Here is a 22,103-nt window from a genome sequence, read left to right on the forward strand (position 1 = left end):
AAGGCGTCTGGTTTTTGGTGTTCCGCACAACACTTTGGCAACATTTTGGCAATTTTTTAGTCTGTTGTGGGAGATTTTTAAGAACATTTTTCGAACTAGGGGTTTTTCGACAGTCTCGTTAGCCCGCTGTTTACAGCAGAGCAAATTCGGAATTTGTAAAATGAATTCACTGCAAAACATAGTTGTTGTGCCTTTTCAACCAAACTATCAGTCTGAAGTGAAGAGTCTGATCTTGGCTGGGTTAGCAGAACACTGGGGTACACTTGATTTAGGTAAAAATCCTGATTTGAATGAGATAAGTTCGAGTTACTCCAATGGCCTGTTTTTGGTTGCTTTACAAGACAATAAAGTAATTGGCACGGGAGCGATTGTTCCAAAATCAAATAACACTGCGGAAATTGTTAGAATGTCAGTTGTTACAAATGTGCGTCGCAATGGTATTGGAAAAATGATTCTTGGTAAATTGTGTCAGTACGCAAAATCTAATGGTTACAAGCGGGTTATTCTTGAAACCACTGAAACTTGGCATGAGGTTATTAAGTTTTACAAGAGATTTGGGTTTCAAATAACTCACTATCTTGATGGCGATGTTTATTTTGCCCTCGATATGTGAAATTTCAGCAGAAGTATCGTGAACAGAATTGTTTCACTTCTTTCAATGCAATATTTGTCTTTTGGCAAAAAGTGGGCGAAAGTGCGTCGCACCAGACGGGTGGATTCATTCTATTAAGGAGACTAGTCCACGCATTTGATTTATCTCATTGAGTAAGGTGCGACGCACTCCTGTTCTCAACTTTTCACACAAATCAATACCTGCAAATACCCGATGATTATCAGGTCAATTTGGGTTTATACTACGCTCAAACATTGTCCCATTTTGATAGGGAGGCCAAGTATGCCTCAAGTGTTACCCTCCCGCCACGCCATAGCGCAATTCTTTTGGTGACTTCTTTCAATATGAATTCTGGTGACAAATCAAACAATACTATGGGAAAACGCAAAAGGACCCCGCAAGAAATAGAAACCGAAGTGCTTACTCAGAGTGCTAGACGATGTTGTCTTTGTTTCGGCTTACAAATGGATCTGGCTGAAAAGAAGGGGCAAATTGCGCACCTTGATAGCAATCCTGCTAATATAGATTTCGAAAACTTAGCGTATCTTTGTATCCCTCATCATGATGAATATGACAGCACTACTCGGCAAAGCAAGGGGTTAACACTCCATGAAGTAAAAATGTATCGAACTTTACTTTATGAAGCAGTTCGGCAGTTACGTGGAGATGTTCGCCCTGTCGTTCATGTAGATCAATCCGCGGCAGAAAACGAGGATGAAGGCAGTACGAGTTCGGAGATTCACAGCTTGTTGGCTAAAGTTCAGGCGAGAAGCGTGACTTTAGCTCAATGTTTAGCGGAGGCGTTAGCAATAGCGCAAAAAGCAGGGGATGTTCCGTTTGAAAAATTTTGTCGTAATGAACTCTCTGGATATGCCGACCCAACTTCATCTCCGATTCCTCATCGCCTTTTGGATGTTTATGTATCTGGGACTTCACGAATTAACTTACAATCAATTGCATGGGCAGGAAATGCGAGCAGCGTCTTTGAGTATATGCGTCGTGAACCTGAACATTTTTTCCAATATAAGGTTCTAATTGCTCACTCAGTATCTTCAATAGAGTCAAACCTACAAAATTCCGATCTCCAGAAAGGAATTGTCACGCTGTCTTTCACGTTGGGGGATATCAACCCTGACGCTGATAATCCTAATGCGGAGTTAGTGGCATATGCACAACCTTCAGACTATCAACGTATCTTAGAGCGTATCAGGAGAGAACTTACCGTTTATTTGCTTAACTTGTTGCCTGAACATCATCCCTAAGTTTCTACACAAAGGGGTCTCAACACGGGCGCAATTTCTGCAGTTCGGCATCAGAGGTTGCCCGCTAAATTGGGCTATATTATCCTCATTCCTTCACACACACCAACCCCTTCAAATATGCACCCTCTGGAAAATGCAAACTGACCGGGTGATCACTTCCCTGCGACAAATGCTCGATGATCGTCGCCTCCGTGCCTGCATCCAATGCGGCGGAAGCGATGATCTTTTGGAAGAGGGCCGCATCCACTCCGCCGGAACAAGAGAAGGTGACCAGGATGCCGCCGTGTCGTAATAACTTGAAAGCCAGCAAGTTGATGTCTTTGTATGCGCGTGATGCTTTCTCTGCATGAGCGGCAGTGGGAGCGAATTTTGGCGGGTCAAGAATGATCATGTCGAAGGAGCGGTTCTCGTCACGGAATTTTCTTAGCAGTTGAAAGACATCGCCTTCAAGCGATGTGTGACGGTCAGCGGGGATGCGGACGCGGTTGATAGCGATATTTTCTTCAAGCAAAGACAATGCATCGGCAGATGAATCAACAGATAACACGGATTTTGCTCCGTTCGCCAGCGCATGGATCGAAAATCCGCCAGTGTAACAAAAGCAATTTAATACATCGCGGTCTTTGGCAAGTTCACCCACGCGTTGACGGTTTGCGCGTTGGTCGAGGTAGAAGCCGGTTTTGTGGCCAGTGTCGATGTTGACTTGAAAAAGTAATCCGTGTTCCGTAATTCGTAATTGGGGATTTTGGATTGTGCCGCGTAAAATTCCAGTAATAGGTTTAAGGCCTTCCAGTTCCCTCACATCTGCATCGGAGCGTTCGTAGATGTTTTGAATACCCGCCTCTTCGATGAGCAAATCGGCGATGGTTTCTTTCCAGAATTCAGAACCAGCAGTGGTGGATTGGAGCACGAGAATATCTTTGTACCGATCCAGGACAAAGCCCGGAGTCCCGTCAGACTCGCCATGCAACAAACGATAAGAATCAGATTGACTTTCGACCTTTGACATTCGACGCATTTCAATGGCAGCGCGAATCTTTTTACGAAAGAATTCCTTATCAACAGCTTCATCCTCAAACGTCCACACCCGCGCGCGGATCTGGGAGTGTGGGGAGTAGGAGGCACGAGCGAGGAAATGCCCCTCGGACGAGAGCAAGTCAACGGTTGAGCCTGAAGCGGGTTCTTTGTCCAATGGTAGAAGTGCACTCGCAAAGACCCAGGGATGGCGTCGCAATAGACTCTTTTCACGTCCATGTTTTATGGTGATCTTCATGGTGGGAGTGTATCACAGCGTGGTATTATCGCATTCGTTCATGTCGTTGCGAGGAGGGAGTACTTCCCGACGAAGCAATCTCTGTCATAATGCCGAGATTGCTTCGGGCGAAGAGCAAGAGCGCCCTCGCAACGACATAAGAATTCAATGGAGACTCATGTTAAAACCAATTCGTTGGAATACTTTTTTTCTTGACTTTCTTAGAATACAGATCGGTTTCTTCTTGTTTGGGCTGGCGATCACCTTGATGATCCGTGGAAATATTGGCACGGGTGCGTGGGCGGTATTAGAAGTGGCACTGGCGCAAAAAATCGGCATCACCATCGGGACGATGACGGTGGTGATGGGGTTCATGGTGCTTTCAGGCGCGCTGATCATGCGTGAAAAAATTGGATGGGGGACGCTCGCAAATATTTTGTCGATCGGGCCGTGGGAGGATTTCTGGCTTTCGTTCGTTCCATCGGTGACGGATAACCTGCCCTTGCAAATTGGCATGTTGTTGCTGGCGATCTTTTTAATGGGACTCGCCAGCGCCATCTATATTGGCGTGGATGCGGGCGCGGGTCCGCGTGACAGCATGATGCTGGCGATCAAACGCACTACGGGTATCAGCATCCGCGCGGCGCGTGCAATCATTGAGGTGACAGTAGTGACGATAGGCTGGCTCTTGGGCGGCCCCGCAGGTTTTGGCACATTGGCTTATGCCATTTTGGTTGGCCCATCTGTGCAATGGGGATTTAAAATATTCAAAGTCCAGCCGCATAAACCGATAGATGAAGTGGTAGTTGCAGGAGTTGAAGGCGGCGCGGAGTAAATTTTATAGGGAACTCAGATCAAATTTCACCGCAGAGTCGCTGAGAACGCAGAGAAAGCTTTTGAAAACTCCGCGAACTCCGCGTCTCGGCGGTTCAAATTATGTGATATCAAAATTCTAATAAAATGCGGAGACATAAGTTAGGAGAAACCATGACCGAATCAATTGATAACACTCCCGTTTTTGAACCTGAAACTGTTTCCGAACCGAAAAATAGAAGCGGCGGGGCGCTGGCAATCTTTTTGATCTTTGCACTGCCCATGCCGTTTTGTTTATTCATCTACCATTTTGTGTTGTGGACGATGGAACAAAGCGCAATTGTTTCGTTGAGCGCCAAAAACTGGGCATGGGCTGGGCCGATTGGGTTGGCCCTGCAGGGCGTTGTCATGGCCCTGGCTGCTGGCTTGTTATGGCGCTTTACAACTGATGATCGTTTCAAACCCGTATATGCCGGTCTGTTTGGTGCAGCGTTAATGGCTTTCCCTGCTTTGTTATTGCGGGCGCTTGGGCCGAATAACGATCAGATCGGCTCGATGCTTCAGATCGTCCTTTCATTGGTGGCAGGTTTCGTCGTCATTCGTTTTCGTGGGAAAGATGTCGTTTGGGACCGCGGCGCGCTTCCCTTCGGATTATTGATGGGAGGTATCGGCATTTTGCCGCTTGTGATCTACGGTTCCTTTGGCTCCTTTGCCGATGCCTGCTTAAGCCTGCTGGCGGGCCTCTCGTTTGGCTTCCTTGCTGCCACATTGATGTCTGCGACGACGGAGAATGTCTTATTGGACGGTGTAGGTGTAGGCGGAGTACTCGCCTTGTTGGCTTCTGTGCTTGGCTACGATGGCGCGCAGGTTTTATTGGTCGTCTTGATTCCCGCATGCTCCTTTGCAATCGCAGCCGTATTGCCATCACGCGCCGCAGCCACTGCCGCAACAGGAATCCTTGCATTTGCAGGGCTGGCGTTTTTTGACCCCACCGAATTAACCTTCATTCTCGGCGATATTGTAGGGCTTGCAAGCAAGGCCCTCGGCATTGCGTTGTTGATCGGTTGGGGCACGAGCATCATCGCACTGCTCCTCCGTCAGTTTGCCTCAACAGGTTCGGGCGCGAATGTGAAGCGGGCGGTTGGTTGGGCTGGCGCTGGCATCACGTGGTTGTCCGTCATCACTATCTTCTTTTTGTTTGGCAATCCAGGAAATTATGGTGACAGGCTTTTTGTCATCTTAAAAGATCAGGCGGATATTTCTGCAGTAGCGGAGATCGAAGACCGTGATGAGAGATTGACCGCAGCCTATGAACAATTAACAGAACATGCAAATAAAACCCAGGCTGGCATGCGCCAATTCTTTGATGCAGTCGGCGTTGAGTACACGCCTTATTATTTGGAAAATGCGATGGAGGTTCAGGGCGGGACGTTGTTGCGCCTGTATTTGATGACCCGCTCCGAAGTGGATCGCGTCATTCCCAGCCCGCGCCTGCGTGCTGCTCCCGAAGATTCTCCTTCGCCTGGATATTTGACTACCGTTGATGGCAGCGTACAGTGGAATGTCTCCATGATTGGCGCGGACAAGGTCTGGACTGAATTCGACGTGGAGGGCGAAGGCATTGTAGTTGGCCAATCTGATTCGGGTGTGGATGGGAATCATCCCGCAATTGCGAAACAATATCGCGGATTCAACACGAGCAATGATTACAACTGGTTCGATCCCTGGGATGCGACAACCTCCCCCAATGATGAAGGTGGGCATGGTACGCATACGATGGGCACGATCCTCGGCGCAGATGGGATCGGCATTGCTCCCAAAGCACAATGGATCGGTTGTGTAAACCTCGATAGAAACCTCGGCAACCCCGCACTATATTTGGATTGTATGCAATTCATGCTCGCGCCATTTCCGCTGGGCGGCGACCCGTTATTTGACGGCGACCCAACCCAGGCCGCGCATGTGATGAATAATTCCTGGGGCTGTCCATCTCTGGAAGGTTGTGACCCGAATGCCTTGTTATATGCTGTGGATAATTTGCGCTACGCGGGCATCTTTGTGGTGGTATCCACTGGCAATGATGGGCCAAGTTGTGAAACTGTTGAATCGCCATTATCTTTGTATGACTCTGTATTTTCAGTGGGTGCCATTGACCAGTTCGGCAACATGGCTGTTTTCAGCAGTCGCGGCCCGGTGGTTGTGGATGGTTCTGGCCGTATCAAGCCTGATATTGTCGCCCCGGGCGTGGAAATTCTCTCTTCGCTGCCGGAAGGTACTTATGGACCAAACAGCGGAACTTCAATGGCGGGCCCGCATTTGGTGGGCGTCGTAGCGTTGATCTGGTCCGCACAGCCCAATCTAATCGGCGACATTGACGCGACAGAACAACTCATCATCGATACCGCGCAGCCCTTTACCGGGGATACATCTGTTGGATGCTTCACGGGTAATGTCCCCAATAATGCTTATGGCTACGGTGTTGTGGATGTGTATGAAGCTGTGAAAGAGGCTTTGGGGCAATAAATTCCTATGTCATTGCGAGGGCGTTCTTGTTCTTTGCCCGAAGCAATCTCCTCGCCGTGTCGGAGATTGCTTCGTCGGAAAATACAAATGCCCTCCTCGCAACGACATGGTTCTCCAGTAGCGAAGCGAAGCATCTCGTATTGTTAGCCAAAGGAATACATTTCATGAATCGCATCACAAAAATAACTCTAGCTACACTCGCAAGCCTTCTAATCGTCATCACTTCCATCCTGCTCTGGAAGACTCGTGCTGAAGCCCATAACTTGCTCCATGCGCCGATGGCAACCCGCAACCTGCCCGATGAAACTCCAGCCGATTACAGCCTCGAATTTGAAGATGTGGTCGTGACCAACTCTGATGGCATGAAACTCACAGGCTGGTTTATCCCTTCTGAAAATGGGGCCGTCATCATCATGCAGCATGGGTACAAATCCACGCGCCGCGAATTGCTCAACGAAGCTGAGATGATGCATCGTCACGGCTATGGCGTGCTGGTTACTTCTGTCCGCGCGCATGATTACAGTGAAGGTGAATTGATCACGCTCGGCGTGTATGAAATGGATGATATGGAAACCTGGTATCAATACCTGCTCACCCGCGATGATTTTGACCATGACAAGATCGGCATTCTTGGGAATTCCTATGGCGGGATGTTATCCATTCAATATGCCGCGCTGAATCAAAATATCAAGGCGGTGGTCGCAAATTGCGCCTTCTCATCCATGCAGGATACGGTTGCAACCAGCGTTAAACATTTTACAGGCTTGCCTGAATTTCCCTTTGTGCCTCTAATCGTATTCTGGGCGGAGGATGAAACAGATATTAAAATGGAGGAGATCGATACAACCCAATGGATCCCACAGATCAGCCCGCGCCCTGTCTTCCTGATGCAGGGCGGCCTCGATACCATCATTTCACCGAACAGCGGACAACGCCTCTATGATGCGGCAGGTGAGCCAAAGGAATTATGGTTTGATCCCGAACTTGGTCATGTGGGGTTCGATAAGGAACGAGCAGAAGAATACGAGGCGCGAGTCGCTGCGTTTTTTGATCAATACTTACTAGATGTGTCACCCTGAGGTGAATAATATGCCAAAGACCACCCGCCCAAAATTTCCCAAAGGATATGTGGATCACCCGATCTCCGAAGTGCCCTGGGAGCATGTTGAAAAGCGATTGACTGAATCCATCAATTATTGGTTGTGCTCTGTCTATCCTGATGGTCGCCCTCATGTCATTCCGCGTTGGGGCGCATTTCTTGATGGAAAACTTTATTATGATGGCAGCCCTGAAACACGTCACGCGCGAAATCTTGAGAAGAATCCAAACGTGACCTTGCACCTGGAAAGTGGAAATGATGTGGTCATCATGGATGGCACATCACAACCCGCCTCAAAACCCGACCCTGAGCTTGCCCAGCGACTATCAGTCGCTTACTGCGCGAAATACGAATCGGATGGCTATGCTCCCAAGCCTGATCAATGGGATGAAGGCGGCCTGTATATCTTCACGCCGCGTCAATGCCTGGCGTGGACGAAGTTCTTCGAGAACCCCACAAAATTTATCTTTGATGGATGACAAAAAATAAATTTACCTCAAACGGAGATGTGAAATGAACAGGAAAACAGACCTTCTCATTATCGGTGCGGGGCCATTTGGATTAGCGCTTGCGGCGTATGTGAAATATTTGGGCGTGGATCATCTCGTGGTGGGCAAGTCGATGGAGTTCTGGAAAACCAACATGCCCAATGGCATGTTCCTGCGTTCCGCATCGGACTGGTCGCTCGACCCGATGGGTCAGGCAAGCATTGTCAATTACCTGGCGACGTTGGGAAAGACCCCTGCGGATGTGGAACCGCTCTCTCGCGACTTTTATCTTGAATATTGCCAGTGGTTTCAGGAACAAAACAGGATTCAGTGCCTGCCGGTTTATGTAACGAAGCTGGACAAGGTCAATGAGCATTTCGAGGCCGTGCTGGAGGATGGGGATGTGATCGAGGCGAAGAATGTAGTTATGGCGATTGGCATGGGGTATTTCAAGAATCTGCCCTCAGAGCTGACCGAACTTCTGCCCAAGGGTAGATTCAGGCATACGGTGGAGGCCGTGCAGTTCAAAGGTCTGAAAGGGAAGCGGGTACTTATCCTGGGCGGCCGGCAAAGCGCATTCGAATGGACAGCCCTGTTGAACGACGAAGGCGCAGCGGAAGTCCATCTGGTTCACAGGCACGAGTCTCCACAGTTTGCGGAATCGGAGTGGAAATGGGTCTCGCCGCTGGTGGATTCGATGGTGGATAACCCCGGCTGGTTTCGCAACCTGACCCAGGATGAAAAGGATGCGGTCAGCAGGCGGTTGTGGAGTGAGGGGCGGTTGAAGGTGGAACCGTGGCTGGAGAAGCGTGTGTTGAAAAAGAACACGCACATTCATGCAAAGACGAAGTTGATCTCATGCACAGAGCGTGACGACGGCGCGCTGGACGTCCGCCTGGATAACGGCGAATCTTTTATTGTGGATGATATGATTTTGGCAACTGGCTACAAAGTGGATTTGGAGCAGATCCCGTTTTTGGCAAAGGGGAATTTGTTTGAAAAGATTTCGGTGATGAATGGCTTTCCCATATTGGATGAATGTTTTCAGACTAGCGTGAAGGGGTTATATATCACCAGTATGCCCGCTGGCCAGGATTTCGGGCCGTTCTTTGGTTTCACCGTCTCCACGCGGGCCTCGGCGAAGATCATTGGGAATGCAGTTGCAAAGTAGTAGTATCAAAAGAAATAAATAAAGTGGAGCCACCATTATGGTGGCTCCACATATTATTGGTAAAGATTCGGATCTAGGGCAGGAAATCGTTAATCCATGCCAGTACATCCGGGGTGTCGACGCGGTTGGAATAGCCCACGCCTGAACAATTGGAGTTGGTCACGTACGAGTTGACTGCCAGGACGGTGTCCGTGCCAGCCAGTAGATCAGGCCCACCCGAGTCGCCAAAGCAGGTACCACCTGAACCGCCGCCGGGGTTGAGCGCCAGCTTCATAAATTCATCGCTGTGCACAAACTCACCGGAGACGAGCTCACTCGGCGCAAACAAGCGGACTCTGAGCCCAGCCCAGATCGGAGGACCATTGCCAACGATCTGCTCCTGTACGCCATAACCTACCAAGTCAACCTCGGTTTTGTTTTCAAGGGTGTCAACCAGACCTTCGGATGGCAGGGCGGCATATTCACTGACTACACTCTCTGGAACTGGCTCGCTCAGGATGACGATACCAACGTCACCGGCGGCAAATCCGGGCAGACCGTCACCACACCCAATACAAAAGCCTGGGTAGGTATAAGGCGTGCCGTCATAGGAAGTAGCGCCGCTGAACGGGTATTCAGGATTGCCCTGAACCACCTCGTCAAACCAAATGCGGGCAGCCACTGTTCCATCGGTGCAGTGTCCAGCCGTCAGAACAACTGTCGGTGTAAGAAGGGAAGCGCTGCAACGGTGCGAGGGCACCTGGTTGCCATTTCCGTCTATAACATCGAACACGACCAAACCGACATACGGATGATTGTTACCATCAGGCTGGCCGTTTGTGATCGCGCTGGCGAGGCCGATCGTGCTGAATACCAAAGCCAGCGCAAGCACAACCGCTAGTGTAACTTTTTTCATTTTGTATTTCTCCTTTTGTTGTTGGTCAATTCATTGCCATTCCCGTTCTTTCTTATTTGATGGGTCAGGCAGGAAACAGCAGGTTCATGGTCGAAAGCATCACCTCCTTTTCAGTAAGGATGAACCAGAAGGATAAAAACTGGCGTGAAGGGATAACCTGTGCTTTGCAGTACAGTTGGTGAATTTTTACCGTCCATATTTCAATGGACGCAAATATTCAATTTATGATTGGACGAGTGGGATGTTTTGAGCGATGTTCTTGAATATCAAGTTTTGTCACTACATAATGTATTGATGGTACATGCTGCAAGTAAATCTAATCTTAACCACTCTTAAAAACATGATTAGGAAACGATTCTATTAACCCCAAACTACTCTATGAGCTTATATCTTTTGTTATTAAAAAAGACTCATCCGCAAAAACTATGTTTGGATGTGTCTCTTACTCCCGTTATGTCATGCTGAGGGGCGCTCTTCGCCCCGAAGCATCTCTGACACCGTAAATGCAGACCCTTCGGTCGCGGAGAACGCGCTCCCTCAGGGTGACACATTTCTTTTTATTACAATGTGGTAACTTGAGTTAATTACCCCTCACTTCTTCAAATTCTTCCCCAACTCTATCACTACGAATACGATCACGCCTGTTGCGGCAGCGATGGACAGGTCACATCCGCTCAACGGCACAACTTCAAAGAAACTGCTCAAACCGGGGGTGTAGATCACGGCCAGTTGCAATCCGACAACCAACAAGGCCGTGCCTGCCAGTAATGGATTGCTCATCAGCCGCATTTTGAATAACGATTCCTTATCAGAGCGCGAAGCCAAAGCCTGAAAGACCTGCATGAATGCCAATGAGGTGAAGATCATTGTTTGCCATTCGGCGCGGCCTGTGAAGAAATACCAGGAGCCAAGCCCCAATGCGAGTGCGCCGATCATCACGCCCACCCAAATAGTTTGAGCCCCTGTACCGCGTGAGAACACGCCTTCGGTGGGGGAATATGGTTTGCGCTTCATAGTATCAGGCTCGGGGTTTTCCACGCCCATTCCCAAACCAAGCAGGCCATCCGTTAATAAGTTAAGCCATAATAACTGTAAAGGTAACAATGGCAATGGTTTACCCAAAAATGGAGCGATCAACATCACCAACACTTTACCGATGTTACCCGCCACACTAAAGCGCACGAACTTGCGGATGTTATCGTAGATCGTTCGGCCTTCCTGCACTGCCGCAACGATGGTCGCAAAATTATCGTTGAGCAAAACCAGATCAGAGGCTTCCTTCGATACATCCGTGCCAGTGAGCCCCATTGCCACGCCGATATCCGCTTTGCGAAGCGCTGGTGCATCATTGACACCGTCGCCAGTCATCGAAACGATGTGTCCCTTTTCCTGCAAAGCCTGCACGATCCTCAACTTATGTTCAGGCGCAACCCGCGCAAAGACACTCACTTCATCCACGACATTTTTCAAATCATCAAAGGATAAACTCTCGATTTCAACGCCCGTCAAGGCACGGCCATTTTCAGTGATCCCCAACTGGCGTGCGATCTCTATCGCTGTTAATGGATGGTCACCCGTGATCATCACAGGTCGAATGCCGGCAGCGCGGCAGGTTGCAACCGCATCCTTTACCTCATTGCGCGGCGGGTCGATCATGCCGAACAAGCCAACGAAAGTTAGATTCTGTTCGAGGTCTGTTTGAATGATCTCAGGGATGGAGTTAAGCAGACGGAATGCAACGCCGAGGACGCGCATGCCTTTTTTGGCAAGCCCATCATTCGCCGCTTCAATTCTGGACCTCCAGCCTGCATCCATTGGCAGGGACCTTCCCTCCACCCAAACATCGCTGGTGAGGTCGAGAAGCCCGTCCACGCCGCCTTTGGTGAAGGCGATATAACGTTTGTCACCAATCTCAAGGCCCGATAGCACAGTGGGATCGTAGTTCCCAAGATGGTGGACAGTGGTCATGCGTTTGCGTTCTGAATCAAAGGGAAGCTCCGCCGTGCGTGGGAAGGACGAATCCAGTGTTGACTTCCAATAACCCATTTCTGCGGCGGCCACTACCAACGCACCTTCAGTGGGGTCTCCCAGTGTGTGGAAGCGGTCATCGCCGGTGTCTATCAACTTGGCGTCATTGCATAAGGCACCGCCAATCGCTGCCAGCGAAAGAGAGGATTCGGCTGGCGCACCCAGCCCACGGGTGGCACGAAGCGTACCGTCGCGTTCCATTTTTTCGGTCAAGTCGAGGGCGTGTTCGGCCACATCCAACACCACGACGGTCATGCGGTTTTCGGTCAGCGTGCCTGTTTTATCGGAGCAGATAACAGTAACCGAACCAAGCGTTTCAACGGCAGGTAGTTTGCGGATGAGCGCTTCGCGTTTCAACATGCGTTGCGCGCCAAGTGCCAATGTGATGGTAACGACTGCGGGCAGACCTTCCGGCACAATGGCAACTGCCACGCTGACTGCCGTAAGCAGCATATGACGGATTTCATCGCCGCGCATGAGGCCAAGGATAAATACCAGCGCGGCGATTACAACGCCGATCACTGCAAGATTTTTTCCGAGCGTATTCAGCCTGCGTTGAAGCGGAGTTTGTTCGTGCTGCACTTGTTGGATCAGTTCAGCGATCTTGCCAAGTTCGGTCTGCATTCCCGTGGCAACCACCAGTGCGAGTCCGCGCCCTTGTGTGACGATGGTGCTCATGTAGCTCAAGTTGCGGCGGTCACCAAGGGGCAGGTCTTCGCCAGAAAGTGTGGCCGTATGTTTTTCAATGGGCTCTGATTCACCGGTGAGAGCGGCTTCCTGAATCCGCAAGTTGACTGCTTCAAGCAAACGCAAATCTGCGGGGATAACATTGCCTGTTTCCAGTTGAATGATATCGCCGGGCACAAGTTCGCGTGCAGAGAGTTCCCGCAAATTGCCATCGCGAAGCACGCGCACGTTTGGCACAGACATTTTCTTGAGCGCGGCAATGGCCTGTTCGGCGCGGTATTCCTGAATGAAACCCAAAAATGCGTAAAGCACGACAATGGAAAGGATCGCGATTGCGTTTTTTGTATCGCCAAGTAGACCCGCCGCCACTGCGGCGCCGATCAGGATCAAAACCATCGTGGCGGTGAGCTGCTCCCATAATATTTGTAAGGGAGTCCGCCCGCCACGTTCGATGAGTTCATTCGCGCCATGTGCTGCAAGCCGTGCCGATGCTTCAGTTTCAGAAAGTCCGTTTTGCTGATCTGAGTTCAGGTTTGAAAGACTTTCCTGAATATCTGTAAGATGCCAGTTCATTAATCAATATCCATTCTGTTTTGTTTGTGCCAATGATAATACCAGTGAGAGACGTTGTTTGATAAAAACCGCTGACCAACAGCCGCACAAGTAGTGTACACCAAATACATGCTCTGATAAAAATGACGATGAAGAGTCTGGGAAGCTATTTCCAATTCATGCAACTCTTTTTACTACCTTTTCTCGACCGTACATCCGTCATTGCGAGACGCCGATCTTGCCTTTGGCGGCGAAACAATCTCAGAACTGTGGTTTAGATTGCTTCGGGCAAGAGCACACCTGCCCTGGTACGGCTTAAGCCGGACGGTGCCAGGGAGAACGCCCTCACAATGACGGAAAGTAGGGGGCTTGTACGGTAGAGAAATTACCTTCAAGTATTTTGGGCGATAGTAGCAAGTAAAAAGACCATCGCCAAAGTTTGACGATGGTCTTGGCATTTACAGGATAGCGGGGAGATTTTCCGTATTGACGACTGTGCATCCCAAATAATTGGGTGGCTGCTCCCCATCGGAGTTGGTCAGTAGCGATTTTTTTTATTTCTTTCTCTTACTTACTCGCCCATGCAGTGTCATGTTGAGCGACACTGCGCCGCACTGCGCTTGTTGCAGTGCGGTGAGCGAAACATCTCGTATTTCAGAAGTAGAGACCCTCACCGCACTGCATCCGCAATGCGGTGCATGTGTCGCTATCGCTCAGGGTGACACAATTTGGAAAAGCAGCAACTTACATTACTTAACCATTCCCATTCTTTTCCCTGCTTCGTAGATCACATCCATGGCGCGCTCGATCTCGCTTGGCTCATGCGCCGCGGTGACAGTCGCTCGCAGCCTTGCCATTCCCTCCTGCACAGCAGGGGAGACCACGGGCAAAACAAATACATCGTTTTCCTGGCATTGCTTTGTCAGTTCAAAGGCGCGTTCGTCAGTTCCACATAATACCGGGACAATGGCTGTTTCAGTGAGGAGAGTGTCGAAACCCATGCTTTTCAAGCCACCAATGAATTGCTTGGTATTTTGATTGAGTCTATCAAGCCGCCAGGGTTCATCCAAAATAACTTTGAAGGCTTCGTTGGCGGCAGCGGCTTGTGCGGGCGGCAATGCTGCAGAGAAGATATATGCGCGGCTTCCGTGACGCAGATAATCGATCATGTCTTTCTTGGCGGCCACGTATCCACCTACCGAGGGGATGGTCTTACTCAATGTGCCCATTTTGATATCGATCACATCGCCTAGACCGAAATGTTCTTCGATGCCCGTTCCTTTTTTTCCGAGCACGCCTACAGAATGCGCCTCGTCGATCATTAGCCAGGCGTTGTATTTTTTGCTTAATTCAACGATCTTGGGCAGGTCGATGATATCGCCATCCATGCTGAAGACTGAATCTGCAATGACGAGTTTGGCAACGTCGGCTGGTGCGTTTTTAAGTAAGCCTTCGAGATGTTCCATATCATTATGACGAAAACGGCGGAACTCCGCACCGGACATGAGACATCCATCCACAATGGAGGCATGATTGATCTTATCTGAGAAGACGTAATCGCCGCGTCCGATCAACGTGGAGATGACGGTCAGGTTGGTCACATAACCTGATGTGTATGTGATCGCTGCTTCTGCATGTTTAAAATTTGCAATCGTTTCTTCCAATTCGTTATGCAGGGTCAATGTCCCTGCCAGCGTGCGGACGCCGTTTGTTCCCGTTCCCCATTGGTCGACAGCTTTCTTGGCCGCCTCGTTAATCCTCGGATGCCCAACCAGGCCCAGGTAGGAATATGAAGCGTACATCCCCATTTCCCGCCCATTCACACGCACCTTCGCCCCATCCAAAATCTCTTCGACAGCTTGATTGTAAAAATAATAGCCGTGTTCTTTCATGGTATCCACGCGCGTCTTTAATGCAGCGATGCGCCTGGTAGTGGCGTTGTCAAAATTTTGAACATCCATTTAAGTGCCTCCGAAACAGAATGACGTAAGTTTAGCCGAGGGATATGGTTCTGTCTACTGCTCGCTAAATAAATTTCCAAGCCTTTTAATACAAAAATTTAGCCAAATAAACACGATTATAAGTTAGTAAACATTGCAGTAGGCTCAGTTGAATGTAAAGTATAAACTCAGAAAACGCCGCCGGGGACGGCGGCTAGAGCTTACACCAACAAACTTTTAGTGCTCCCAATCTAAAGAGGGGAATTATGAACCAGCGAGCTTTCGCAATTCAGCTTCACTGATCACTTTCACGCCCAGTGATTGTGCTTTATCCAATTTTGAGCCAGGGTTTTCGCCCAATACTAGATAGCTGGTTTTCTTGCTGACGCTATCGATCACTTTGCCGCCGCTGTCTTCGATGAATTCCTTTACGCCATCGCGCGATAAGGTGGGAAGTGTGCCGGTCACTACGAAAGTCAACCCGCTTAACGCACCTTCTTTTTTCTCAGCTTTGGATTTACCTTTGGGCCAAACGCCTGCGGATTTGAGTTTCGTCAACACCTGTTTGTTGAAGGGAAGAGAGAACCAATCGACTATGGATTCTGCAATGCTTGGGCCCAGCCCTGGAATTTGCATCAAGTTTTCAACTTTAGTTTTTGCCAGTTCATCCAGGTCTATAAAATTTTGTGACAAATCCCTCGCCATGACTTCGCCAACTCCGTGTATACCCAGTGCGGCGATCAAGCGGCTTAATGGTCTGCCCTTTGATGAATTAATGGATACCAGCAGCTTATCCGCGATTTTGCCTGGCGGTTCAGACTTGGTCTTTCGATCTTTCTTTGTGACTGCTTCAAGAATATCTCCCTTTGTTAACCTGTAAATATCTCCGACATCCCTCACTTTATTTGCATCGATTAACTTCTCGACGATTTTGATCCCCAGCCCATCAATGTCCATTGCGCCGCGTGAGACGAAGTGTTCCACGTTTCTCAACAACTGCGCAGGGCAGGCTGCATTGACGCAATACCACGCGACCTCACCTTCAAAATGTTCCACCGTCTGTCCGCAAGTGGGACATTTCGTGGGCGGCTTGTACTTTTTCTCTTTGCCAGAACGTACGTCCACAACAGGGCCGATGATATAAGGAATTACTTCCCCTGCACGTTTGACCAGAACCCGGTCTCCCACGCGGATGTCTTTTTCAGCGATGTAATCAAAATTATGAAGTGTGGCGCGCTCCACGACCACGCCGCCGATCTCAACTGGCTCCAGGATGGCGTAGGGAGTCAGCACACCTGTACGCCCAACGGCCACGCCAATATCATTTAAAGTAGTGGTCACTTCGCGTGCTGGAAATTTAAAGGCTATCGCACCGCGCGGATCTTTGCCGACAAAGCCGAGGTCTGCGGCCAGGTTTAAGTCATCTATCTTGATGACCATGCCATCCGCTTCGTAGGATAATTTATCGCGTCCCTCGTTCCATGTTTCAGTGTAGGCAATTGCGGATTCAAGGTCATTGAAGCGTTTGGCAACATCCGCGACGGGGAAGCCCAGCGCTTTGAGGTATTCGAGGATTTCCCATTGTGTGTTTGGAATCTTCCCGCCCTCTGAATATATGATCTGATAGACGAGCAAAGTCAGCGGGCGTGAGGCAGTAAGTTGCGGGTCAAGCTGGCGCAATGATCCCGCCGCCGTATTGCGCGGATTAAGATATGTTTTCTCGCCTGCTTCTTCCAGTTTTTTATTTAATTTTTCAAATTCCTTGATGGGAATAAAAGCTTCGCCGCGAACCACCAAATACTTAGGGGGTTTGTGACTTTCAACCTTCGACTTTTGACTTTCACTTTCGACAGGGATTTTCAACGGTATCGCGCGTATCGTCCGTAAATTCGATGTGATGTCTTCGCCGATCTCGCCGTTGCCGCGGGTGGCGCCTTGCACGAACAAGCCATCACGATAATGTAAAACGATGGATAACCCGTCAATTTTTGGTTCGACTACAAATTTGGCTTTTTCAACGCGGTCATCAATTTTTTTGACGCGCTCAAACCAGGCGCGGGTATCGTCTGCACCAAAAGCGTTGGCCAGGCTTAGAATGGGAGCAGGGTGGCTAACCTTGTCGAAACGGTCAGCAGGCTTGGCACCGGCGCGCTGCGTGGGGCTGTCGCGTGTGATCCAGTCCGGGTGGTCGGCTTCGATCTGGTTGAGTTCTTTGAGCAGGCGGTCATATTCCAGATCACTGATAACGGGCGCATCCAGCACGTGATAACGATGGTTGTGAAAGTTGATCTGCGCCTTAAGTTTTTCGTATCGGGATAGAAGTTTATCTGCCATGTTTGCATTATAGCCGAAATGAAAACCCGCCCAGAAGCGGGCGGGTGAGGTTCAATCTATTTTTTTCCAAATGTCCGGGGGCGGGCGCGAAAGCGGGCGGGTCATTGCAGAGAGGCGCGATTCGTAAAAAGTTTCCTCTGCATTCGAAAACCTTGAAACCACGAACAGGTTTCGTTCCACCAGCAGGTCTGCGATCTTTTTGGTTTCGTCCCGTGTGAACTCCAGTTTTTCAGCAAATTCAGTCAGGCTGAAGCGCCCAAGCCGAATGACAAAGTTCAGCGCCGAACGAAGCGGTTCGGAGAAAAGGACAACATCCGATGGCCGGACATCTTCCTTCCGATCCATCAGTTCCTTCATCGCTATGTTGAAAAGCGACTCGCTCATGGCGTTCTCCTTTAACCAGAGTCTGCCTTAGCTTTTGAGCTGGTCCACGAGGCTGCGCAGGCCCTTGGTCATGGCATGATCGGGGTAGCGGATGGAGAAAATGCCTGAGCTGGCGAGGGTCATCATTTCATCTGAATGAGGCAACACTGCCGCAACGGTGGCGTTATAGGTTTGTTCCACGCGTGTACGAACGTCATCAAGGTCAAATTGAGTCGGCACTTTATTTACCAGCATAAGCATCTTCGGCACATCCAGTTTCTTGGCAACATCAACCGTAACGGCTGTGCCCTGGTAATCCTGTGAATCTGGGCGCAGGATGATCACCAGTGCATCTGAGATTGCAATCGAAAGCAGGGTTTCTTCGTTTAGTCCCGGGTGGGTGTCGATTAGAAGATAATCAAGTTTCAGTTTTTCCACAACATCGCGGAAACCATCATTGAGCAATCCCACGTCATATCCCTCACGCAGGATGCGCGCGATTTCACCGGCTTTAATACTGGAAGGGATGAGGAAGATCTGGCCCTTGATCTCGCCGCCAACGTGCCCGGTTACATCATGCGCGGCTTCTTCAATGCCGCACTTCCCCCAAAGATAATCGTTCAGGGAATGAACCATTTCGGATTCATCCAGGTTAAACAATACATGAATGCCAGGTGATGCAATATCTGTGTCTACAACCCCAACGCGTGCTCCATCCATGGCCAGCAATGCGGAAATATTCGCCGTTGTGTTCGATTTCCCTGTGCCGCCACGGAAAGAGTGAATTGAAATGATTTTGGACATCGTCCCTCTCCAGTTTTGTGATAATCTTGCCAAAGTTTGGAAAATGCTTTCTCCTGATTATAGCCTAACTAGACTGAAAGTCAATTCCCTACTGTTCTTGTCCCCTTTATGTTATATTGCATGAAATTTATGACACAGTCAGCTGCCTTCCCGAAAATTACACAACCCCTTTTTGCCACCTGTGACTACTAAATATATGGAAAACACTTCCAAGCCATCTCCACAAGACATCAGCGATGAAGTCCTCGTCCAGCAATTCAAGGATGGAAACAAAGAAGCGTTTGATACGCTTTATCATCGTCACCTCCCCAACGTGTATAAACGCGTGCGGTATGTAATACCAGAGAGTGACATTGAAGATGTAACCCAGGAGATTTTCATCGCAACCTTGAAATCGCTCCCGTCGTTCCGGGGCGATTCGCAATTTGGCACATGGCTTCGTACTTTAACAAATCATAAAGTAGCCGAATTTTACAGGAAGCGCACTCGCAAGCAGGAACCACTCCTTGCTCCGCTCTCCGAGGCGTCTGGCCGAACTGAAGGAAGTACGTCCAAGGTAATGGAAGAGCGTATTTATATCCAACGCGCGCTCCAAAAACTGCCTGAGAATTATCGTGAGATCATCATTCTTCGATTTGCCGAAGATATGCAATTCAGTGAGATCGCAAGTCTCATGGACCAGAACCTCGAAGCGACCAAGTCGTTATTCCGCAGGGCGATCTCTGCGCTTCGCAATCATCTGGATGGATGAAATGAGCCGACCCAATAAAAACCTCAGATCAGATCAAGATGACCGGCTGGCAGACTTCACAGATGAAGTAATAAATGGGCGGATACAAAAAAGCGCCTCGAGCGTGGACGAAGAACTGCTCCTGCTCGAACAAACGGTACAGCGCTTGAAGACCGCTTACCCACCCACTGCATTGGACGAAGCGCGAGTGAAACAAATGCACGTTCGCCTGAAGAACCGTATCAGGCGTGAAGAGCAGGAGGTAAAACAACCGTTTTGGAAAAAATGGTTCTCCCATCCGCAATTTGGGACTGTAGTAGGCGCGCTAAGTTTATTGATCATTTTCATATTGATATTCCCTTCACTAACTACAGCCGGGTCATCCATCACTGCCACCGCGCTGACACCTCTGGGGGGGATATTGGTGGTGGCAGGTCTGGCAGGGGTGATTTTGTTTATATTATGGATAAAACGCCGCAAATAAATGACATACATTTCACGGTGTTATATCGCAATTTGAATAGTTCAGAAGGAGGCGACAAATTATTGAAAAGCATGTCAGTCAACTAAAAATTGGACCAATTTATATTTATCGAATGGAGAGAATTATGAAAATTTCAAATAATCAGAAACCCAATTGGCGGCGAAGTATCTTCGTGCTGATTGCGGTTGTAGCCATCCTATCGATTCTGCTTTCAGCCTGCGGCGCTGTCCCAGGTTTGGAAGGCGGCGCCGGCGGTGGCGGCAAGCCAGATGACCCAGGTTCACAAGGCCAGGGTGGCGGTAATGACGAAAACAACGGCCAGGGTGGTGGCGGTGGCCAAGAAAATCAAGGTGGGGGTGGCGGTGGCGAAGAAAACCAGGGTGGTGGCGGCCAGGAAAACCAAGGCGGTGGGGGTGGTAACGACCAAGGTGGCGGTGGTGGTAACCAAGGTGGTGGCGGTGGAAATACTAACGACAACCAACCCGGCACCGGTGACCCAAATGTTCAGAACCCTGGTGGCGTAGATGTCCGCGGCTCCAACCAGGATCCATCCGATCCCTGTTTGGATAAGTTTAATGCTGACCAGCCTGACCAAGCCCAATTGCCTTGTGGGCAGGGCGACCATGGCCGGGGTAATCCTGTGAACGGCAGTGCACACGCCAATTGTCGCGCCGCTCAAGGTGAGGTAGACCCGGTTTGCGGTATAACGGAAATTCTTTGCAATCCCGCAGTAGAGGACTGCGGGAAGCCACCTTGCGATCCTGCAAGTGATCCAAGTTGTGCACCTCCTCCTCCCTGTGATCCTGCATCTGATCCAAGCTGTGCACCTCCTCCTTCCTGCGATCCTACAACCGATCCAAGTTGTGCACCTCCTCCTCCTCCGATCACAGAAGTAAAAGCCAAGACGCCTCCTGTGGCAGGCTCTTGCCCGAACTGGATTCTGTTCCACTCCTTCCGCTCCGGCGATCTCGAAGTCTTCCGCCTGGATGGATTTGAAGGCACCGAAGGCATTGAGCCCATCAACCTGAGCAACAACGCTTCGATGGACTCCCGCCCCAGCCGCTCAGACAACGACGAATGGGTCGTGTTCCAGAGCGCTCGCGATGGCAACATTGAACTCTATCTGACCGACAGCATGGGCAAATCCCAATCCCGCCTGACGACTACCGAGTCCAACAACATCAACGCGATGTTCGGACCGGATAACCAGTCAGTGGTGTACCAGAGTGACCGAAACGGTAACTGGGACATCTTCCTGCTCAACAAGGATACCGGCGAGGAAACCCAATTGACGTCCAGCGAGTTCGACGATGTGAATCCCTTCTTCTCCCCGGATGCAAGCTGGTTCACCTTCCAATCCAACCGCTCTGGTTCATGGAATGTCTACCTTTTCGACATCTCCACTGGTACCGAATATCAGGTGACCTCCATCGCTCAGGATGTGCTCTTCCCAAGCTGGTCACCAAATGGCAAGCAACTGGCATACCTGATTAATATTGCTGGTTCATGGAATCTGGTTGTGTCTGATTTGCAAGGTCAATCCTTCCAGCAGATCTCGATCAGTGGCGACGCGGGCAATGCAACATGGTCACCGGAAGGCAACCGCATCGCCTACCAGGTGACAACGGGTGACAACACTGACGTGTTCACCTACGACCTGACCACCAACACCGAATATCAGTTAACCGATTTCGGTGGTGTAGACTCAGCCCCAACCTGGAACTGCGGTGGTACGGACGTGTCCTTCACCTCAACCATGAATGGCAATCCGAACATCTTCTCCACCTGGTGGCAGGGTGGTAGTGACATTTATGAGATCACAACCCATCCCTCCACAGACAAGTGGTCACAATGGTCGCCCTCCAAGGAACCTGGTTCCCGAGGCTACTAAGATAAATTAAAATTGAAGCGGTGACAGTCTCTGTTGCCGCTTCAATTTTTAATTGTAAATAAACCCTTTTTCATCTTTTCTCTCTACTAAGATTGTAGAAATAACCCTGCTATTTTATAGGGTTTGCACCTTAACAAAATAATAACAGCCAAATTTTTAGCAACATCTGGATGG

The 22,103-nt window shown here is 49.7% G+C and carries 17 protein-coding genes; 10 read left to right on the forward strand and 7 right to left on the reverse strand.

What is annotated here, in order from left to right; genetic code table 11:
* The coding region (locus tag AC14M5_RS05040; protein WP_484028548.1) for a GNAT family N-acetyltransferase at nt 1-613 on the forward strand (613 nt) is incomplete at its 5' end.
* Between the two features lie 344 nt (nt 614-957).
* Nucleotides 958-1,875 (forward strand): AbiTii domain-containing protein, encoded by a 918-nt coding sequence (locus AC14M5_RS05045; protein ID WP_484028549.1) that lies wholly within the window; start codon nt 958-960, stop codon nt 1,873-1,875.
* 85 nt (nt 1,876-1,960) lie between these two features.
* On the opposite strand, the gene AC14M5_RS05050 is transcribed toward AC14M5_RS05045, so the two are convergent.
* Nucleotides 1,961-3,148, reverse strand: coding sequence for a class I SAM-dependent rRNA methyltransferase (locus tag AC14M5_RS05050; RefSeq protein WP_484028550.1), 1,188 nt, complete (start codon nt 3,146-3,148; stop codon nt 1,961-1,963).
* A 157-nt stretch (nt 3,149-3,305) separates the two neighbouring features.
* Here AC14M5_RS05050 and AC14M5_RS05055 point away from each other — a divergent pair, with 157 nt between their 5' ends.
* The 5 genes from AC14M5_RS05055 (at nt 3,306) to AC14M5_RS05075 (ending at nt 9,221) form a co-directional block, all read left to right on the forward strand.
* A complete protein-coding gene (locus AC14M5_RS05055) occupies nt 3,306-3,962 on the forward strand; it encodes a YczE/YyaS/YitT family protein (protein WP_484028551.1) in 657 nt (218 codons plus the stop codon).
* Nucleotides 3,963-4,114: 152 nt separating this feature from the next.
* Nucleotides 4,115-6,463 carry a S8 family serine peptidase gene (locus AC14M5_RS05060; protein WP_484028552.1) on the forward strand — a complete coding sequence of 783 codons (2,349 nt, stop codon included), beginning with the start codon at nt 4,115-4,117 and terminating at the stop codon, nt 6,461-6,463.
* Between the two features lie 164 nt (nt 6,464-6,627).
* Entirely contained in the window at nt 6,628-7,542 is a 915-nt protein-coding gene (locus AC14M5_RS05065; protein ID WP_484028553.1) for an alpha/beta hydrolase, read from the forward strand.
* 10 nt (nt 7,543-7,552) lie between these two features.
* Nucleotides 7,553-8,041, forward strand: coding sequence for a pyridoxamine 5'-phosphate oxidase family protein (locus tag AC14M5_RS05070; protein ID WP_484028554.1), 489 nt, complete (start codon nt 7,553-7,555; stop codon nt 8,039-8,041).
* A gap of 34 nt (nt 8,042-8,075) precedes the next feature.
* The gene (locus tag AC14M5_RS05075) at nt 8,076-9,221 is read left to right on the forward strand and encodes an NAD(P)-binding domain-containing protein (RefSeq protein ID WP_484028555.1); all 1,146 of its coding nucleotides are present in this window, start codon (nt 8,076-8,078) and stop codon (nt 9,219-9,221) included.
* Nucleotides 9,222-9,294: 73 nt separating this feature from the next.
* Here AC14M5_RS05075 and AC14M5_RS05080 read toward each other — a convergent pair whose 3' ends face one another.
* From AC14M5_RS05080 to AC14M5_RS05105, 6 genes are all read right to left on the reverse strand, one after another.
* Nucleotides 9,295-10,116 (reverse strand): trypsin-like serine protease, encoded by an 822-nt coding sequence (locus AC14M5_RS05080; RefSeq protein ID WP_484028556.1) that lies wholly within the window; start codon nt 10,114-10,116, stop codon nt 9,295-9,297.
* Nucleotides 10,117-10,707: 591 nt separating this feature from the next.
* Nucleotides 10,708-13,404: a cation-translocating P-type ATPase gene (locus AC14M5_RS05085; RefSeq protein WP_484028557.1), complete on the reverse strand. Its 2,697-nt coding sequence runs from the start codon at nt 13,402-13,404 to the stop codon at nt 10,708-10,710.
* A gap of 728 nt (nt 13,405-14,132) precedes the next feature.
* On the reverse strand, nt 14,133-15,344 hold the full coding sequence (locus AC14M5_RS05090; RefSeq protein ID WP_484028558.1) for an aminotransferase class I/II-fold pyridoxal phosphate-dependent enzyme: 1,212 nt from the start codon (nt 15,342-15,344) through the stop codon (nt 14,133-14,135).
* Nucleotides 15,345-15,587: 243 nt separating this feature from the next.
* The gene (gene ligA / locus AC14M5_RS05095; RefSeq protein ID WP_484028559.1) at nt 15,588-17,657 is read right to left on the reverse strand and encodes an NAD-dependent DNA ligase LigA; all 2,070 of its coding nucleotides are present in this window, start codon (nt 17,655-17,657) and stop codon (nt 15,588-15,590) included.
* Nucleotides 17,658-17,708: 51 nt separating this feature from the next.
* Entirely contained in the window at nt 17,709-18,041 is a 333-nt protein-coding gene (locus AC14M5_RS05100) for a hypothetical protein (RefSeq protein WP_484028560.1), read from the reverse strand.
* 27 nt (nt 18,042-18,068) lie between these two features.
* Nucleotides 18,069-18,824, reverse strand: a complete 756-nt coding sequence (locus AC14M5_RS05105) for a MinD/ParA family ATP-binding protein (RefSeq protein ID WP_484028561.1) — start codon at nt 18,822-18,824, stop codon at nt 18,069-18,071.
* A 196-nt stretch (nt 18,825-19,020) separates the two neighbouring features.
* Between AC14M5_RS05105 and AC14M5_RS05110 the strand changes: the two genes are divergently transcribed.
* From AC14M5_RS05110 to AC14M5_RS05120, 3 genes are all read left to right on the forward strand, one after another.
* The gene (locus AC14M5_RS05110; protein WP_484028562.1) at nt 19,021-19,575 is read left to right on the forward strand and encodes an RNA polymerase sigma factor; all 555 of its coding nucleotides are present in this window, start codon (nt 19,021-19,023) and stop codon (nt 19,573-19,575) included.
* Between the two features lies 1 nt (nt 19,576).
* Entirely contained in the window at nt 19,577-20,038 is a 462-nt protein-coding gene (locus tag AC14M5_RS05115) for a hypothetical protein (protein ID WP_484028563.1), read from the forward strand.
* Between the two features lie 124 nt (nt 20,039-20,162).
* Nucleotides 20,163-21,929 carry a TolB family protein gene (locus tag AC14M5_RS05120; protein ID WP_484028564.1) on the forward strand — a complete coding sequence of 589 codons (1,767 nt, stop codon included), beginning with the start codon at nt 20,163-20,165 and terminating at the stop codon, nt 21,927-21,929.
* Nucleotides 21,930-22,103: the final 174 nt, after the last annotated feature.

The sequence above is a fragment of the Candidatus Villigracilis sp. genome (genome assembly GCF_057083605.1).

Excerpts from the sequence above, each read along its gene's own strand:
- AC14M5_RS05045 (WP_484028549.1), top strand. The coding sequence starts at position 958 with ATGAATTCTGGTGACAAATCAAACAATACTATGGGAAAACGCAAAAGG.
- AC14M5_RS05050 (WP_484028550.1), bottom strand. The coding sequence starts at position 3,148 with ATGAAGATCACCATAAAACATGGACGTGAAAAGAGTCTATTGCGACGC.
- AC14M5_RS05055 (WP_484028551.1), top strand. The coding sequence starts at position 3,306 with ATGTTAAAACCAATTCGTTGGAATACTTTTTTTCTTGACTTTCTTAGA.
- AC14M5_RS05060 (WP_484028552.1), top strand. The coding sequence starts at position 4,115 with ATGACCGAATCAATTGATAACACTCCCGTTTTTGAACCTGAAACTGTT.
- AC14M5_RS05065 (WP_484028553.1), top strand. The coding sequence starts at position 6,628 with ATGAATCGCATCACAAAAATAACTCTAGCTACACTCGCAAGCCTTCTA.
- AC14M5_RS05070 (WP_484028554.1), top strand. The coding sequence starts at position 7,553 with ATGCCAAAGACCACCCGCCCAAAATTTCCCAAAGGATATGTGGATCAC.
- AC14M5_RS05075 (WP_484028555.1), top strand. The coding sequence starts at position 8,076 with ATGAACAGGAAAACAGACCTTCTCATTATCGGTGCGGGGCCATTTGGA.
- AC14M5_RS05080 (WP_484028556.1), bottom strand. The coding sequence starts at position 10,116 with ATGAAAAAAGTTACACTAGCGGTTGTGCTTGCGCTGGCTTTGGTATTC.
- AC14M5_RS05085 (WP_484028557.1), bottom strand. The coding sequence starts at position 13,404 with ATGAACTGGCATCTTACAGATATTCAGGAAAGTCTTTCAAACCTGAAC.
- AC14M5_RS05090 (WP_484028558.1), bottom strand. The coding sequence starts at position 15,344 with ATGGATGTTCAAAATTTTGACAACGCCACTACCAGGCGCATCGCTGCA.
- ligA (WP_484028559.1), bottom strand. The coding sequence starts at position 17,657 with ATGGCAGATAAACTTCTATCCCGATACGAAAAACTTAAGGCGCAGATC.
- AC14M5_RS05100 (WP_484028560.1), bottom strand. The coding sequence starts at position 18,041 with ATGAGCGAGTCGCTTTTCAACATAGCGATGAAGGAACTGATGGATCGG.
- AC14M5_RS05105 (WP_484028561.1), bottom strand. The coding sequence starts at position 18,824 with ATGTCCAAAATCATTTCAATTCACTCTTTCCGTGGCGGCACAGGGAAA.
- AC14M5_RS05110 (WP_484028562.1), top strand. The coding sequence starts at position 19,021 with ATGGAAAACACTTCCAAGCCATCTCCACAAGACATCAGCGATGAAGTC.
- AC14M5_RS05115 (WP_484028563.1), top strand. The coding sequence starts at position 19,577 with ATGAGCCGACCCAATAAAAACCTCAGATCAGATCAAGATGACCGGCTG.
- AC14M5_RS05120 (WP_484028564.1), top strand. The coding sequence starts at position 20,163 with ATGAAAATTTCAAATAATCAGAAACCCAATTGGCGGCGAAGTATCTTC.